Raw genomic sequence first — 15,000 nt, 5'->3', positions numbered from 1 at the left:
ATGACCAAGGCAAGTGATATTCGCGCGAAGACGTCTGACGAGCTGGGCGATATCCTGCTCGAGCTGAAGCGCGAGCAGTTGAATTTGCGGTTCCAGCGGGCCACCGGCCAGCAGGAAAACACCAGCCAGATCCGCAAGGCGCGTCGCGACGTGGCACGTGTGAAGACGATTCAGGCCGAGCGCGCCCGCGCCGCGGCCAAGGCTTGAGGGGTTTAGAGTTATGCCGAAGCGCGTCCTGACCGGGCGGGTTGTGAGTGACAAGATGGACAAGACCGTTACGGTTCTTGTCGAGCGTCGCGTCATGCATCCGCTGTACAAGAAATTCATCCGCCGCTCGAAGAAATACGCGGCGCATGACGAAGGCAACGTCTGCGAAATGGGCGACCTGGTGCGGATCGAGGAATGCCCCCCGATCAGCAAGCGCAAGGCCTGGCTCGTGACCGCGCGCAACGGCGAGCCGGTCGGCGCTACCGTCGAAGCCCAGGGAGCGTGAGATGATCATTGTCGAATCCAATCTCGACGTTGCCGACAATTCCGGTGCGCGCCGCGTGCAGTGCATCAAGGTGCTGGGCGGTTCGAAGCGTCGCACGGCGTCGGTCGGCGATGTCATCGTCGTGTCGATCAAGGATGCGATTCCCCGCGGCAAGGTGAAGAAGGGCGACGTGCACCAGGCCGTCGTCGTTCGCACCGCTTATCCGGTGCGCCGTGCGGATGGCAGCGTGATCCGGTTCGACCGCAATGCGGCCGTGCTGATCAATAAGCAGATGGAGCCGATCGGCACCCGCATCTTTGGGCCGGTCACCCGCGAACTGCGCGCACGCAAGTTCATGAAGATCATCAGCCTGGCGCCGGAGGTGCTGTAATATGGCCGCACGTATCCGTAAGGGCGACCGCGTTGTCGTCATCTCTGGCGCAAGCAAGGGTCGCGAGGGCGAAGTCCTTCGCGTTCTGCCCGCCGAGAACAAGGCTGTCGTCTCTGGTGTGGCCGTGGCGAAGCGGCACACCAAGGCTCGCGGGATGGGTGAGCAGGGCGGCATCATCCAGAAGGAGATGCCGGTCCATCTGTCGAATATTGCACTGATCGATCCGGAGACGAAGAAGCCGACCCGCGTGGGCTTCCGGATTCTCGAGGACGGTCGCAAGGTCCGGGTCGCGCGCAAAAGCGATTCCGTGATCGATGGTTGAGGATAGAGCGATGAGCGAGGCCATTGCCAAGACCCGGCTCCAGCTGCACTACGAATCGGTTGTGCGCGCTGCTCTGCAGAAGGAGTTCGGCTATACGAACCCGATGCAGGTGCCGAAGCTTGAGAAGATCGTGATCAACATGGGCGTTGGCGAAGCCGCCGCGGACCAGAAGAAGCTCGACGCGGCCGTTGCCGAGCTCACCCTCATCGCCGGCCAGAAGCCGGTGAAGACGGTGGCGAAGAAGGCTATCGCCGGCTTCAAGATCCGCAAGGGTCTGCCGATCGGTTGCAAGGTGACGCTCCGCCGGGCGCGGATGTATGAATTTCTCGACCGTCTGGTGACCATCGCACTCCCCCGCGTCCGCGATTTCCGCGGCATCTCGGGCAAGGGTTTCGATGGGCGCGGGAACTTCGCCATGGGTCTCAAGGAACAGATCATGTTCCCCGAGATCGAGTATGACAAGGTTGACGAGATGCGCGGCATGGACATCGTGTTCGTGACCTCCGCGCAGACCGATGCCGAGGCGAAGGCGCTTCTCAAGGGGTTTGAAATTCCGTTCGTGAACTGAACGGCATTTTGAGCGCGTAAACGGATTTATTGGAAAACCGCCGGGACGTGCCGGCAGGTTCCGGAGGATAGAAGACGATGGCGAAGACCTCACAGGTCAATCGGAATAAGCGGCGCGAGAAGATGGCCGCGCGTGATGCGGGGAAGCGCGCTGCGCTGAAGGCAATTGTGAAGGACCGTACCCTCCCGGTGGAGGACAGGTTTGACGCGACCCTGAAGCTCGCGCAGCTTCCGCGCAATGGCGCCAAGACCCGCGTGCGGCTGCGCTGCGAGCTGACCGGGCGCGCCCGCGGCAACTATCGCAAGTTCAAGCTCTGCCGTATCGCTCTGCGCGATCTCGCGAGCGCCGGGCAGATTCCTGGCATGGTCAAGTCGAGCTGGTAAGGGGGATATAACATGTCGATGTCCGATCCCCTGGGTGACATGCTCACCCGCATCCGCAATGCGCAGCGCGCCCGTCACGCAGTTTGCGTGGCCCCCGCGTCGAACCTGCGGGCCAATGTCCTTGACGTGCTGAAGCGCGAGGGTTTCATTCGCGGTTTCTCGAAGGAGGAGCTTCGCCCCGGTGTTGCTCAACTCCGCATCGAGTTGAAGTATAACGAGGGTGAGCCGGTGATCAAGGAAATCACCCGCGTCTCACGTCCCGGTCGTCGCGTCTACTCCAAGATCAAGGAGTTGCCGCGGGTTTATGCCGGCCTTGGTGTGTCGATCCTGTCGACCCCGCGCGGGGTCATGAGCGACGTCGAAGCGCGCACTGCCAATGTTGGCGGTGAAGTGCTCTGCCGCGTCTTCTGAGGAGGCAGCATCATGTCACGAGTTGGTAAGTATCCGGTTGCTGTTCCGCAGGGTGTGTCGATCACCATCGTCGATGGTTTCCTGACCGCGAAGGGCAAGCTGGGTGAGCTGAAGATGCCGCTTTCCGAGCGCGTCGAGACCGTGTTCGAGGATGGCAAGGTCACCGTAACCCCGCGCGACAAGGAAGCCGCATCCCGCATGATGTGGGGCACGACGCGCGCGAATGTCGCCAATGTGGTCCAGGGCGTCTCGCAGGGTTATGCGAAGACGCTCGAGATCAACGGCACCGGTTTCCGCGCCTCGGTCCAGGGCAGCAACCTGGTCATGAATTTGGGCTTCTCGCACGATGTGGTCTATCCGGTGCCGCAGGGCATCAAGATCACCTGCGAAAAGCCGACATCGATCAAGGTTGAGGGTATCGACAAGCGGCTGGTGGGGCAGGTTTGCGCCGAGCTTCGCGCCTTCCGTCCGCCCGAGCCCTACAAGGGCAAGGGTGTGAAGTTCGAGGGCGAGGCGATCCGTCGCAAGGAAGGCAAGAAGAAGTAATGAGCGCTGTACACGAAAACGAGGCGCGGCGCCGCCAGCGCCTCCGCTACCAGATCCGCCTCAAGGCACATGGCCGTCCCCGCCTTTCGGTGTTCCGGTCGGGCAAGCACATCTATGCCCAGGTGATCGACGATACCGCGGGGCGCACGCTCGCTGCCGCGTCGTCGCTGGATGCCGGCCTGCGCGCGGCGCTGAAGACCGGGGCCGACAAGCAGGCCGCCGCTGCGGTGGGCAAGCTTGTGGCCGAGCGGGCGAAAGAGGCCGGTGTCACCCAGGTCGTGTTCGACCGTGGCGCCTACATGTATCATGGCCGGGTGAAGGCCCTGGCCGAAGCCGCTCGCGAGAGCGGTCTGGATTTCTGAGGAGCAGGGCATGGCACGCGAACCGAGAGAAGGCCGGGGCCGCGAGCGCGAGCGGGATCGCGATGGCGACGAGCTGATCGACAAGCTCGTCACCATCAACCGCGTCGCGAAAGTGGTGAAGGGTGGCCGTCGTTTTGCTTTTGCCGCCCTTGTGGTGGTTGGCGACCAGAAGGGCCGGGTTGGCTTCGGCGCTGGCAAGGCGAAGGAAGTTCCGGAAGCCATCCGCAAGGCGACCGAGCGGGCAAAGCGCGGCATGATCCGCGTTCCGATGAAGGAAGGCCGCACGCTGCATCATGACATCGAGGGCCGTTTCGGCGCCGGGCATGTCGTGCTGCGCGCAGCGCCTCCGGGCACCGGTATCATCGCTGGCGGTCCGATGCGCGCCGTTTTCGAGACGCTCGGCATCGGCGACGTCGTGGCGAAGTCGCTCGGCAGCCGCAATCCGCACAACATGGTGAAGGCAACGGTTGCGGCGCTCTCGCAATGCGCCAGTCCGCGCAGTGTTGCCTCTCGTCGTGGCAAGAAGGTCGCTGACCTGTTCGGCCCGAAGCGCGAGAAGGAGGTCCAGGCCGATGTCTGATCAGGTGAAGCGGGTGCGCGTCACCCAGGTCGGGTCGCCGATTGGCCGCAAGCCGGGCCAGAAGGAGACTCTTGTCGGTCTCGGTCTGCGCCGGATGAATGCGAGCCGTGAACTCGCCGCCACCCCGGAAACGCTCGGCCGCATCCGCAAGGTCAAGCATCTCCTGAAGGTCGAGGAGCTGTCGTAATGAAACTGAACGAACTGCGCGATAATCCCGGTGCGCGCCCGAAGTCGAAGCGGCTTGGGCGCGGCATCGGATCGGGCAAGGGCAAGACGTCCGGAAAGGGCGTCAAAGGCCAGAAGGCGCGTGAGGGCGTATCGCTGAACGGGTTCGAGGGCGGTCAGCTCCCGATCTACCGGCGTCTACCGAAGCGCGGCTTCAGCAATGTGAACCGCAAGGACTATGCCCCCCTGAACATCGGCACACTTGCCGCGCTGATCGAGGCGGGCAAGATCGATGCGGGGCAGAAGATCACCGAGGCGACCCTGCGCGCCGCCGGTGTCTATGCCGGTTCGAAGCTTGCCGGCGTGCGGCTGCTTGGCCGCGGCGAGATCTCGCAGAAGGTTGAGATCGAGGTGTCTGGCGCATCGGCCACTGCCATCGCTGCCATCGAACAGGCTGGCGGCAGCGTGACGACGACGGTCGTCCGCGCTGAGGCGGCTTCTGCCTGACCCACTTGCCGTGACCACCAAGGTTGCGGCACAATAAAGCCTGACGAACGGCGCTGCAGGTCGTGAGTTTTCACAGACCCGCGGCGCCGTTCCGGTTTCCGGAGATACGGCACGCTGCCGTTGGATGAGGGATATTCATGGCGTCCGCCGCTGAGCAACTCGCTTCGAGCTTCAACCTCGAAACCCTGTCGAAGGCGACCGATCTCAAGAAGCGGATCTGGTTCACCCTCGGTGCGCTGATCGTTTTCCGCCTCGGCACTTATATCCCGATTCCCGGGGTGGACCCGACGGTGATGGAGCATATGCTGGCGCAGAATGGCGGCGGCATTCTCGGCATGTTCAACATGTTCAGCGGCGGCGCTCTTGGTCGCATGACGGTGTTCGCGCTGAACATCATGCCCTACATCTCCGCGTCGATCATCATGCAGCTGCTCCAGGCGGCCGTTCCGCAACTTGAGACGCTCAAGAAGGAAGGTCAGACGGGGCAGCAGAAGATCAACCAGTATACACGCTACCTCACGGTCGTGATTGCTCTCGCCCAGTCTTACGGCATCGCCATCGGGCTTGAGAGCATCACCTCGACTGTTGGCCCTGCCGTCATGGATCCAGGGCTCTTCTTCATTGTCACCACCGTGATCACCTTGACGGGCGGCACCGTGTTCCTGATGTGGCTCGGTGAGCAGATTACCTCGCGGGGTATCGGTAACGGGTCGAGCCTGATCATTTTCGCCGGTATCGTTGCAGCGTTTCCGGGAGCAATCGCGAGCGTGCTTCAGCTCGGTGCTTCTGGTGGGCTCTCGACCGGGTTTGTAATTGGCTTTTTTGTTCTCTCGCTCGCGGTCGTCGCCTTTGTGGTGTTCATGGAACGCGCGCAGCGCAAGGTCGTGATCCAGTATCCGAAGCGCCAGGTGGGGAACCGCATGTTCGGTGGCGATTCATCTCACCTTCCGATGAAAGTGAACACGTCGGGCGTTATTCCTCCGATTTTCGCCAGTTCACTGTTGCTCATCCCGGCCACCGTGATCGGGTTCAGCCACGGCACCGGCCCTGGCTGGCTGCAGTTCCTCGCCCGCGAGTTGTCGAACGGACAGCCGGGCTACATGTTGCTGTATGCCGGTTTGATCATCTTCTTTTCCTATTTTTACACGGCCGTTGTGTTCAATCCTGAGGAAACCGCGGATAATCTCAAGAAATACGGCGGTTTTGTTCCCGGCATCCGTCCCGGGGCAAACACGGCTAAATATTTCGACTCGGTGTTGACCAGGCTCACCACAATCGGCGCCGCCTACCTCGTCATCGTCTGTCTCATACCTCAATTCCTGATCGGACAATTCGATCTGGCAGCGGGATATTATTTCGGCGGCACCTCGCTTTTGATCGTCGTTTCGGTCACGATGGACACGGTAGCGCAAATTCAGTCTCATCTACTTGCCCATCAATATGAAGGCCTGATTCGCAAGGGTCGAGGGAGGACACGCGGTCGATGAACATTATTCTTTTGGGGCCTCCGGGAGCCGGCAAAGGCACGCAGGCGAAAATTCTAGAGGAGCGCTACGGCGTTGCCCAGATTGCCACCGGCGACATGCTGCGGGCCGAACTGAAGGCCGGCACCGAACTCGGGCTTGCCGCGAAGGCGGTGATGGAAGCCGGCGCACTGGTGTCGGATGACATCATCATCGGCATGCTGCGGAATCGGCTGTCCCGGCCGGATTGCCGTAACGGCTTCATCCTCGACGGTTTTCCCCGCACAGTTCCCCAGGCCGAGGCGCTGGATGCGATGCTGGCGGAACAGAAATTCGATCTCGATGCCGTGATCCTGCTGAAGGTGGATGAGGCCGTGCTGGTCGAGCGTATCTCCGGGCGCTTCACCTGCGGGACTTGCGGCGCCGGGTATCATGACCGGTTCCATCCCACGAAGGCCGATGGCGTCTGCGACAAATGTGGCGGGCACGATTTCGTTCGCCGCCCGGACGACAAGGCGGAGGTCGTGAAAGACCGTCTCTCGGCCTACAACGCGCAGACTGCGCCGATCCTGCCCTATTACGAAGCTGGCGGGCGGCTCTACTCCGTCGATGGCATGGCGGCGATGGACGACGTCACCGGCCAGATCGAGGCGGCGTTGCGTGAGGCGGGTGTCGCCCGTCCGGCGACAGTGTGATAATGGATCAGATCACGAAAAATTGATCCATCTCGATTGACTCGGAACCGGCCGGGCATTAGAGAACCACATCTGCGGCGCTCCCTGGTGGGGCGCCGCACTTTATTGAGGTGCGAAGGCTGGTTTAACTGGTCTGAGCCTCCATTCGATGACCTTCAATGCCGCCGGCCGCACCCGGCGGCGATCCAAGGAGCAGACCGTGGCGCGTATTGCCGGCGTAAACATCCCTTCGAACAAGCGCGTGCTGATCAGCCTGCGGTATATTTATGGTATCGGGCCGGCCAAGGCGCGCGAAATCTGCCAGGCGCTCGAGATCGCCGACGAGAAGCGTGTCAATCAGCTCTCCGAAGACGAGATCATGAAGATCCGCGAGCTGATCGACAAGGATTATCGCGTCGAGGGTGATCTCCGCCGTGAAGTCGCCATGAACATCAAGCGCCTCGTCGATCTTGGGTGCTATCGCGGGCTTCGGCATCGCAAGGGTCTGCCAGTTCGTGGCCAGCGCACCCACACCAACGCCCGCACCCGTAAGGGCAAGGCCGTGGCGATTGCCGGCAAGAAGAAGGCGACCCGCTAAGCTGCGGCTTCGCGCCTACCCGACTTTCAACGCCGGCCGACCATGGGTCGGCGTATCGAGACAGAGACAGGATTATTCATGGCCAAAGCAGCCTCCACGCGTCCCCGCCGCAAGGAACGCAAGAACATCTCCTCCGGTGTCGCGCATGTTCTCGCGAGCTTTAACAACACAATGGTGACCATTTCGGACGCGCAGGGCAACGCGATCTCGTGGTCGTCGGCCGGCAGCCAGGGTTTCAAGGGCAGCCGCAAGTCGACCCCGTATGCGGCGCAGGTGGCTGCCGAGGATGCCGGGCGCAAGGCGCGCGAGCACGGCATGGAGACGCTGGAAATCGAGGTTAGCGGTCCGGGGGCTGGTCGTGAGAGCGCGTTGCGCGCACTGCAGACGATCGGTTTCTCGATCACCGCGATCCGTGACCTCACGCCGATTCCGCACAACGGCTGCCGTCCGCGCAAGCGTCGCCGCGTCTGACGGCGCCGGCCGCTGACGCGGCCCGGCCGCACCCCGAAGGGCTGATGCCGCGCCGGGGTCGGAACGTTTTTGGATGGTGAGGGCGGCACGCCCGCCTGACCGGAGGGACTGATGTTGAGAGATACGCATTTGGCATTGCAGCGGAACTGGCAGTCGCTGCGCAAGCCCGAGAAGCTGGATATCGAGCCCGGCGCTGATGACATGCGCGTGGCGACGATCATCGCCGAGCCGCTGGAGCGCGGTTTCGGCCTTACTCTCGGCAACGCCCTGCGCCGTGTCCTGCTGTCCTCGCTGCATGGCGCAGCCGTGACATCGGTGCGGATCGATGGCGTGCTGCACGAATTCTCGTCGATCGCCGGCGTCCGTGAGGACGTCACCGACATCGTCCTCAATATCAAGCAGATCGCGGTGCGCATGCATGGCGATGGCCCGAAGCGGATGACCGTGTCGGCGACCGGTCCCTGCGAGGTGACTGCCGGGATGATTCAGACCGGTCACGATATCGAGGTGATGAACCCCGAGCTCGTGATCTGCACGCTGGACGACGGTGCGACGCTCGGCATGGAACTGACGGTCGATTCCGGCCGTGGCTATGTTCCGGCCGCGGCGAATCGCCCCGAGGATGCGCCGATCGGGCTCATCCCCGTCGATTCGATCTATTCGCCGGTGCGCCGCGTGTCGTATCGCGTGGAGCCGACTCGTGTCGGTCAGGTCACCGACTATGACCGTCTGATCCTGAACATCGAGACCAACGGCGCCGTCACTCCTGAAGATTCGGTGGCGCTTGCCGCCCGCATTCTGCAGGACCAGCTCGGCATGTTCATCAATTTCGAGGAGCCGCAGCGCCTCCGCGCCGAGGAGCCGCGCCCGGAGTTGCCGTTCAACCCGAATCTGCTGCGCAAGGTGGACGAGCTGGAGCTTTCCGTCCGCTCGGCGAACTGCCTGAAGAACGACAATATCGTCTATATCGGCGATCTCGTTCAGAAGTCGGAGCAGGAAATGCTGCGCACGCCGAATTTCGGTCGCAAATCGCTGAACGAAATCAAGGAAGTCCTGTCTGCCATGGGCCTTGGCCTTGGCATGGTTGTGCCGGACTGGCCGCCTGAAAATATCGAGGAGCTGGTCAAACGCTCCGACAATCCGTTCTGATCGCCTTTCAACCCATCGCTTTTCGTCTTTACTGATCCGGAGTTACTCCCATGCGTCACGGCCTTGCAGGACGTAAACTTGGCGTCACCGCGTCCCACCGCGCGGCCATGTTCCGCAACATGGCGGTCGCCCTGCTCAAGCACGAGCAGATCACCACCACGCTGCCGAAGGCGAAGGAGCTCCGGCCGGTTGCCGAGAAGCTGATCACCCTTGGCAAGCGCGGCGGGTTGCACGCCCGCCGTCAGGCGCATGCGATGCTGAGAGACGATGTCATCGTCTCCAAGCTCTTTGCGGCGCTTGCCGATCGATACAAGGAACGCCAGGGCGGCTATACTCGCGTTCTGAAGGCCGGCATGCGGTATGGCGATGCCGCCGATATGGCTGTCATCGAGCTTGTCGATCGCGATCCGGCCGCGAAGGGGCAGGATAGCGGCCCGAAGCCGGAGCTCGCCACCGATGAGACCGAGTCCGACGAAGCGGCTGCTGCCTGAACGCTTCCGCCGCGTTTGATTGAATGAAGGGCGCGGCATCTGCCGCGCCTTTTTTCGTTCTGTCGGCACACCACAACAGCATGCCATGCTTGAGCATCATCCGACCGTGACGGATCGGTGAGTACTCCAGGGAGTGACGATGCAATTCGACCAGATCACCGCTGAAACCCCCTCTGAATCCGGGCTTGCGGCTGGCTATGGCACGCTGCATGCGCATCTTGACGCCGGGGCGATCGGCCCCGCGATCGACGGATGGGAAGCACTTCGTCGGGATTATGGTACGTGGTCGAGCCTCGTCCATCTGCGGTTCTCGCAGGATACTGCCGATCCCGGCCGCAATGCGGCACGGGAATATGCCGACGCGCTCGACCCGGTGGTCGCCAATCATGAAACCGCGTTCAAGACCCGATTGCTGGGGCTCGACACGGCTGCGCTCGAAGCCCGGTTCGGCCCCCACGCGCTGGCGATGTGGCGCAATGACATTACGACCTTCCGGCCTGAAATTGCCGCGGATCTGGAAGTCGAGTCCCGTCTCGCGGCCGAATATACCGCGTTGCTTGCCAGCGCGTGGATCGAATTCGATGGGCAAACGCTCAATCTCTCGGGCCTCGGTCCTTATGCCGAAAGCCCGGATCGTTCGGTTCGCCACGACGCCGCCGCTGCGCGCTGGGCGTTCTTTGCCCAGCATGGCGACACGCTGGACGGGCTCTATGACAAGCTGGTGAAGCTGCGCCACGGCATTGCCCGCACCCTCGGGGATGAGAATTTCATTTCGCTCGCCTATCGGCGGATGGGGCGGCTCGATTACGGACCCGCCGAGGTCGCGACCTATCGCGAGGAGGTCCGCCGCCATGTCGTGCCACTCGTTGCCCGGTTGATGGAGCGCCGCAAGGTGGAAAACGGGCTCGACCGCCTGATGGCGTGGGACGAACCGATGATCGACCCGGAGGGCAACCCGAAGCCGGTCGGCGGGCGTGCGGTGCTGGAAGGTGCCGCGGCGGAGATGTTCGCGGCGATGGACCCACGCCTTGCCAACTTCTACGACGCGATGCGCAATGGCGGCTTCATGGATCTCGACAACCGGCCCGCCAAGGCAGGCGGCGGTTTCTGCACCAGCTTCCCGAGCGTGGGCATGCCGTTCATCTTCGCGAATTTCAACGGCACGCATCACGATGTCGATGTATTCACGCATGAGATGGGTCACGCCTTCCAGAACTACATGAGCCGGCACCTGCCGCTTTCGGATTATTTCTGGCCGACGATGGAGGCGGCAGAAATCCATTCGATGAGCCTGGAATTCCTTGCCCATCCGCATATCGAGCCGATGTTCGGCGCTGCAACCGAACGCTACCGGCGGATGCATCTGATCGGCGCGCTCGAATTCCTGCCCTATGGCGTGTGTGTCGATCATTTCCAGCATGAGGTCTATGCCGATCCCGACCTCACACCGGCCGATCGCCACGCGCTCTGGCGTCGTCTCGAACAGCTTTATTTGCCTTGGCGGGACTGGGGCGACCTTGACTATCCGGCGAAAGGTGGTCGCTGGCAGGCGCAGATGCACATCTATCGCTCGCCCTTCTATTATATCGATTACACTCTGGCGCAGTGCTGTGCGCTGCAATTCTGGCTCGCGGCACAGCGCGACGAGCGCGCTGCCTTCGATACCTACGCCACGCTCTGCACGCTTGGCGGCTCGCGCCCGTTCGGCGGGCTCGTTGCCGCGGCGGGCCTCGTCTCGCCCTTTACCCCGGGCGCCTTGCGCGATGTGGTGCGCGCCGCAGCACAGGCGCTTGATCTCTAGGGCGTCATAGGATCAGATAAGGATGCTCAATTTATCAACATGATAGAGCACTGAATCATGACCTTCCCCACCGTTACCGCCGGGTACGGCGCCCTGCTCGCCCTGATTTATCTCGCGCTCTCGCTCTGGGTTGGTTTTGGCCGGGTCGGGTTCCGGGTGATTCACGGCGATGGCGGCAATGCGCGCCTTGCCCGGCGCATCCGCGCGCATGCCAATTTCGCTGAATATGTTCCGCTGATCCTGCTGCTTGCGGCCTGTCTCGAGGCAAGCGGGGCAGGGCGGCTTGAGATGAACGCGCTGCTCTTCCCGCTGCTGATCGCGCGCATCATCCACCCGTTCGGCATGATCGCGCCGGAGAATTCCCTTCAGCAATTCCTCTGCCGCGCGCCCGGCGCGCTCATCACCTGGCTTGTCCTCGGTGCGGAGGCTGCTCTGTTGCTGGCGCGGCTGCGATGAGCGATCGTCAGCGCAACGTCTTTCCGATCGCGCCCGCAGGACTAGCCCGCCTTGTGGGCGGGTTGGTCGCCGATATCAGGCGTGAGAGCTGATCACGGATCCCGCCGCAAGATCATCCGCACGCCGATATTGATCGCCAGCACGACGAGCATCACAAGCAGCGCCGCGGCGAAGGCAAGGGCGTGGGATTGTGGGTTCGGTTCGTTGATGAAGGTCCAGATGACATAGGTCAGGTAGCCGATCGGCTCGTTGGTGAGCTTGCCGGACCAGAGATAGTTGGACCACCCGGCAGTATAGATCAGTGGCGCCGTTTCGCCGACCGAGATCGCGAGCGACAGCAGCACGCCGGTGATCACGCCCGGTGCTGCCGCTGCCAGCACGATGCGTGAGGCCACGGTATGATCCCGCGCGCCCAGCGCATAGGCCGCCTCGCGCATGCTGATCGGCACCCGCCGGAGGGACATTTCGGTGATCCGCGCCAGATAGGGCACGACCATGATGGCCAGCGTGATCGCCCCGGCCAGTGCGGAGAATTTCCAGCCGAGCCCGATTACCATGGTGATGTAGGAGAAATAGCCCAGTACGATCGAGGGCGTGCCGGTCAACGTGTCGGCCAGGAAGCGCACGGTCGCGCCGAAGCGGTTCGCGCCATATTCCGAGAGATAGATCCCGGCGCCGATCCCGATCGGCGCGGCGATCAGGAGCGAGCCGAGCGAGAGCACCAGCGTGCCGATGATCGCGTTCTGCAGCCCGCCCGTCACCCCGTTCGTCGAGGTGGTGAAGAGCGCGACCGAGAATGCCGAGGCGCCCTTGAGCGTTACCGTCAGCACGAGATCGAGCAGCGGCACGGCGATCAGCAGAAAGGCGAGGGTGCACAGCCCCCAGCCGATGATGTTGGTCGCGTAGCGCCGCCGTTCGAGCGTCGTCAGCCGCGCCGGCGTGGCATCATGCGTTGCGGACATTGATCGTCCTCCTGACCAGCAGGCGTGCGGCCGCGTTGACCAGCACGGTGATGACGAACAGCACGAGCGCGATTTCAGCAAGCGACTTCACCGCCATGTTGCTCGGGTCCTGCAGCGCGCTGTCGAGCTGCGAGAGGATGAAGGCGGCCATCGTGCTGATCGGGGTGAAGATCGTCCCCGGCAGGTAGTTGAGCGCGCCGCCCGAAACCATCAGCACCGCCATCGTCTCGCCCAGCGCGCGGCCAAGCGCCAGCACGATGCCGCCGATCAGCGTGACGCGAGCGGTCGGCAGCATGGTGCTGGCAACGACCTCGAAATGCGTCGCTCCCAGCGCATAGGCCGATTCCCGCAATTCGCGCGGCACCTGGTTGAGCGCGTCGTACAGCGTCGTGGTGATGATCGGCGTGATCATCAGGGCCAGCACGATCGAGGCGGCGAGCAGCCCGTAGCCGCTGCCGGTGCTGTTGTTCATGTTGAAGAAGGGTATGAAGCCGAACACCGCGGTGATCGCCGGGCTGATCCAGTTCGCGATCAGCGGCACCAGCACGAAAATGCCCCACAGGCCGAAAACCACGCTCGGCACCACGGCGACCAGCTCGACCAGCATGGTCAGCCAGGGTCGCATCCGCGCCGGCGCTTTTTCCGAAAGAAACATCGCGGTGCCGACGCTCACCGGCACGGCGAACAGGATTGCGAGGAAGGAGGAGAACAGAGTGCCGACGATGAAGGCGAGTATCCCGTAATTCGCACCGGGCGGGACCTCGTAGCCGTGGTGGATCACCGTGTTGCCGTAGAGATTCCCGAGATTCCAGTTGATCGTCCACAGGAAGCGCAGCCCGTTGAACCCGATCGCCTGCCACGAATAGCGCGCGAGAAAGAAGACGATGGCAGCCAGCGCCAGCGGGATCAGCAGCGCGACCGCCGCCATGGTCAGCCTGAACGGTTTCACCTTCGACATGCGGCACCCCTTACACGAAACTGCCCCTCCGGCGAAGCCGGAAGGGCAGGGGTCGTCTCGTCAAGCCTTGCGGCTCTCCGTGGATCAGCCCTCGATCTGGGCGATCTGCTTCGCGGACAGCTCGCGGATCTTCTTCGGCAGGGCCTTGAAGTGCACCTGCTTCAGATACTGCTCGGCATTGCCCTGGTTGGAGGCCCAGGTCAGCAGGGTCTTCACCGCATCGGCAGTGGCCTTGTTCGCCTGCTTCTTGTTCACGATCGCATATTCATAGTTGATGATCGGGTAGCTGTTCGCACCTGGCGCGAAGATCAGGCTGATGCGCTCATCGGTCGGGGTCTTGTCGCCCAGCGCAGCGGCCGCGGCGCTCACGGTCTTGGCGGTCGGGAGAACGGCCTTGCCAGCGCGGTTCACCAGCTTCGCGGTGCCGAGCTTCGCAGCGTCGATCTGCTGGGCAAAGCTGACGCCGACATAGGCGATCGAATACTTGTTGCCCTTCAGCGCCTCGACCATGCCGGGATTGCCCTGCGCGCCGAGCCCGCCCTGCACCGCCGGCCAGGAGATGCTGGTGCCGTAGCCGATCTTGCTGTTCCAGTCGGGGGTGGAGAAGCTCAAATACTGCGAGAAGATGAAGGTATCACCCGAACCGTCGGTGCGGTGCACCGGGATGATCTTGTGGTTCGGCAGCTTCACGCCCGGGTTCAGCTTCGCGATCGCCGGCGAATCCCAGTTGTTGATCGTGCCGGAATAGATGCCGGCGAGCACCGGGCCGGAGAACACCAGGTGGTGCCCGTTCAGGCCGGGGAGGTTGTAGTTGATCGACTGCGCCGAGATCGCGAGCGGGATGTTCAGGATGCCCGGGCTCTGCTTCAGCTGGCCGTTCGACATGTACGCGTCGGACGCGCCGATCTGCACGAGGCCCTTGATCGCCTGCGCGATGCCGGTGCCCGAACCGGTGCTCTGCGTCGTGACGCGGATGCCCGGATGCGCCTTCTCGAAATGCGGCACCCAGATATTGAACAGCGGGTAGAGCAGCGAGGAGCCGGTCTCGGTCAGGGTCACGGTCTGGGCGGCCGATGCGGCGCCAGCGCCGAGGCCGGCGACCAGCAGAGCGGCAGCACCGGCACCCATGATGACGGAACGCCGCAGTTTGGAATCTGATCGCACGATGGATCTCCCTTTCGGTTGCGATGGCGAATTCATACTCGAACGCATCACTACGTCCTGCCGCGCCATCTAGATGATCCAGTGTGACAACGCGACCGGTTGTCGG

General features: G+C 62.9%; 23 protein-coding genes. 20 read left to right on the top strand and 3 right to left on the bottom strand.

Annotation, left to right across the window (positions count from 1 at the left end):
• From rpmC to HUW10_RS08700, 20 genes are all read left to right on the top strand, one after another.
• The gene (gene rpmC, locus HUW10_RS08795) at positions 1-207 is read left to right on the top strand and encodes a 50S ribosomal protein L29 (protein ID WP_174503154.1); all 207 of its coding nucleotides are present in this window, start codon (positions 1-3) and stop codon (positions 205-207) included.
• A 13-nt stretch (positions 208-220) separates the two neighbouring features.
• A complete protein-coding gene (gene rpsQ / locus HUW10_RS08790; RefSeq protein ID WP_174503153.1) occupies positions 221-493 on the top strand; it encodes a 30S ribosomal protein S17 in 273 nt (90 codons plus the stop codon).
• A gap of 1 nt (position 494) precedes the next feature.
• Positions 495-863 (top strand): 50S ribosomal protein L14, encoded by a 369-nt coding sequence (gene rplN / locus HUW10_RS08785; RefSeq protein WP_007424183.1) that lies wholly within the window; start codon positions 495-497, stop codon positions 861-863.
• Between the two features lies 1 nt (position 864).
• Complete coding sequence (gene rplX, locus HUW10_RS08780) at positions 865-1,185, top strand: 50S ribosomal protein L24 (protein ID WP_174503152.1); 321 nt, start codon at positions 865-867, stop codon at positions 1,183-1,185.
• A gap of 10 nt (positions 1,186-1,195) precedes the next feature.
• Complete coding sequence (gene rplE, locus HUW10_RS08775) at positions 1,196-1,753, top strand: 50S ribosomal protein L5 (RefSeq protein ID WP_174503151.1); 558 nt, start codon at positions 1,196-1,198, stop codon at positions 1,751-1,753.
• A 77-nt stretch (positions 1,754-1,830) separates the two neighbouring features.
• Positions 1,831-2,136, top strand: coding sequence for a 30S ribosomal protein S14 (gene rpsN, locus HUW10_RS08770; protein WP_174503150.1), 306 nt, complete (start codon positions 1,831-1,833; stop codon positions 2,134-2,136).
• Positions 2,137-2,148: 12 nt separating this feature from the next.
• Positions 2,149-2,547, top strand: a complete 399-nt coding sequence (rpsH, locus tag HUW10_RS08765; RefSeq protein ID WP_174503149.1) for a 30S ribosomal protein S8 — start codon at positions 2,149-2,151, stop codon at positions 2,545-2,547.
• Between the two features lie 12 nt (positions 2,548-2,559).
• Complete coding sequence (gene rplF / locus HUW10_RS08760) at positions 2,560-3,093, top strand: 50S ribosomal protein L6 (RefSeq protein ID WP_174503148.1); 534 nt, start codon at positions 2,560-2,562, stop codon at positions 3,091-3,093.
• Entirely contained in the window at positions 3,093-3,455 is a 363-nt protein-coding gene (gene rplR, locus HUW10_RS08755; protein ID WP_174503147.1) for a 50S ribosomal protein L18, read from the top strand. The genes rplF and rplR overlap by 1 nt, the downstream gene beginning before the upstream one ends.
• A 10-nt stretch (positions 3,456-3,465) precedes the next feature.
• Positions 3,466-4,035, top strand: a complete 570-nt coding sequence (rpsE, locus tag HUW10_RS08750; RefSeq protein WP_174503146.1) for a 30S ribosomal protein S5 — start codon at positions 3,466-3,468, stop codon at positions 4,033-4,035.
• Positions 4,028-4,222 (top strand): 50S ribosomal protein L30, encoded by a 195-nt coding sequence (gene rpmD, locus HUW10_RS08745; RefSeq protein ID WP_174503145.1) that lies wholly within the window; start codon positions 4,028-4,030, stop codon positions 4,220-4,222. Before rpsE ends, rpmD begins: the two co-directional genes overlap by 8 nt.
• A complete protein-coding gene (rplO, locus tag HUW10_RS08740; protein ID WP_174503144.1) occupies positions 4,222-4,707 on the top strand; it encodes a 50S ribosomal protein L15 in 486 nt (161 codons plus the stop codon). The genes rpmD and rplO overlap by 1 nt, the downstream gene beginning before the upstream one ends.
• Positions 4,708-4,844: 137 nt before the next feature.
• Entirely contained in the window at positions 4,845-6,194 is a 1,350-nt protein-coding gene (secY, locus tag HUW10_RS08735) for a preprotein translocase subunit SecY (protein ID WP_174503143.1), read from the top strand.
• The gene (locus HUW10_RS08730; RefSeq protein ID WP_174503142.1) at positions 6,191-6,865 is read left to right on the top strand and encodes an adenylate kinase; all 675 of its coding nucleotides are present in this window, start codon (positions 6,191-6,193) and stop codon (positions 6,863-6,865) included. Before secY ends, HUW10_RS08730 begins: the two co-directional genes overlap by 4 nt.
• Before the next feature lie 199 nt (positions 6,866-7,064).
• Entirely contained in the window at positions 7,065-7,442 is a 378-nt protein-coding gene (gene rpsM / locus HUW10_RS08725) for a 30S ribosomal protein S13 (protein ID WP_174504811.1), read from the top strand.
• Positions 7,443-7,520: 78 nt separating this feature from the next.
• Complete coding sequence (gene rpsK, locus HUW10_RS08720) at positions 7,521-7,913, top strand: 30S ribosomal protein S11 (protein WP_007424196.1); 393 nt, start codon at positions 7,521-7,523, stop codon at positions 7,911-7,913.
• A 129-nt stretch (positions 7,914-8,042) separates the two neighbouring features.
• The gene (locus tag HUW10_RS08715; RefSeq protein WP_174504810.1) at positions 8,043-9,062 is read left to right on the top strand and encodes a DNA-directed RNA polymerase subunit alpha; all 1,020 of its coding nucleotides are present in this window, start codon (positions 8,043-8,045) and stop codon (positions 9,060-9,062) included.
• Positions 9,063-9,112: 50 nt separating this feature from the next.
• The gene (gene rplQ, locus HUW10_RS08710; protein ID WP_174503141.1) at positions 9,113-9,553 is read left to right on the top strand and encodes a 50S ribosomal protein L17; all 441 of its coding nucleotides are present in this window, start codon (positions 9,113-9,115) and stop codon (positions 9,551-9,553) included.
• A 139-nt stretch (positions 9,554-9,692) separates the two neighbouring features.
• Complete coding sequence (locus HUW10_RS08705) at positions 9,693-11,354, top strand: M3 family oligoendopeptidase (RefSeq protein ID WP_174503140.1); 1,662 nt, start codon at positions 9,693-9,695, stop codon at positions 11,352-11,354.
• A 57-nt stretch (positions 11,355-11,411) separates the two neighbouring features.
• Positions 11,412-11,810, top strand: coding sequence for an MAPEG family protein (locus HUW10_RS08700; RefSeq protein ID WP_174503139.1), 399 nt, complete (start codon positions 11,412-11,414; stop codon positions 11,808-11,810).
• 92 nt (positions 11,811-11,902) lie between these two features.
• On the opposite strand, the gene pstA is transcribed toward HUW10_RS08700, so the two are convergent.
• The 3 genes from pstA to pstS all read right to left on the bottom strand — a co-directional run bounded on the left by pstA (position 11,903) and on the right by pstS (position 14,894).
• Positions 11,903-12,772, bottom strand: coding sequence for a phosphate ABC transporter permease PstA (pstA, locus tag HUW10_RS08695; protein ID WP_174503138.1), 870 nt, complete (start codon positions 12,770-12,772; stop codon positions 11,903-11,905).
• The gene (gene pstC, locus HUW10_RS08690) at positions 12,756-13,730 is read right to left on the bottom strand and encodes a phosphate ABC transporter permease subunit PstC (protein ID WP_174503137.1); all 975 of its coding nucleotides are present in this window, start codon (positions 13,728-13,730) and stop codon (positions 12,756-12,758) included. The genes pstA and pstC overlap by 17 nt, the downstream gene beginning before the upstream one ends.
• 84 nt (positions 13,731-13,814) lie before the next feature.
• On the bottom strand, positions 13,815-14,894 hold the full coding sequence (pstS, locus tag HUW10_RS08685; RefSeq protein WP_174503136.1) for a phosphate ABC transporter substrate-binding protein PstS: 1,080 nt from the start codon (positions 14,892-14,894) through the stop codon (positions 13,815-13,817).
• Positions 14,895-15,000: the final 106 nt, after the last annotated feature.

The organism is Acidiphilium sp. C61, from assembly GCF_905116885.1.
Taxonomy (GTDB): domain Bacteria; phylum Pseudomonadota; class Alphaproteobacteria; order Acetobacterales; family Acetobacteraceae; genus Acidiphilium.
This window is presented reverse-complemented; position numbering and strand designations above follow the sequence as displayed.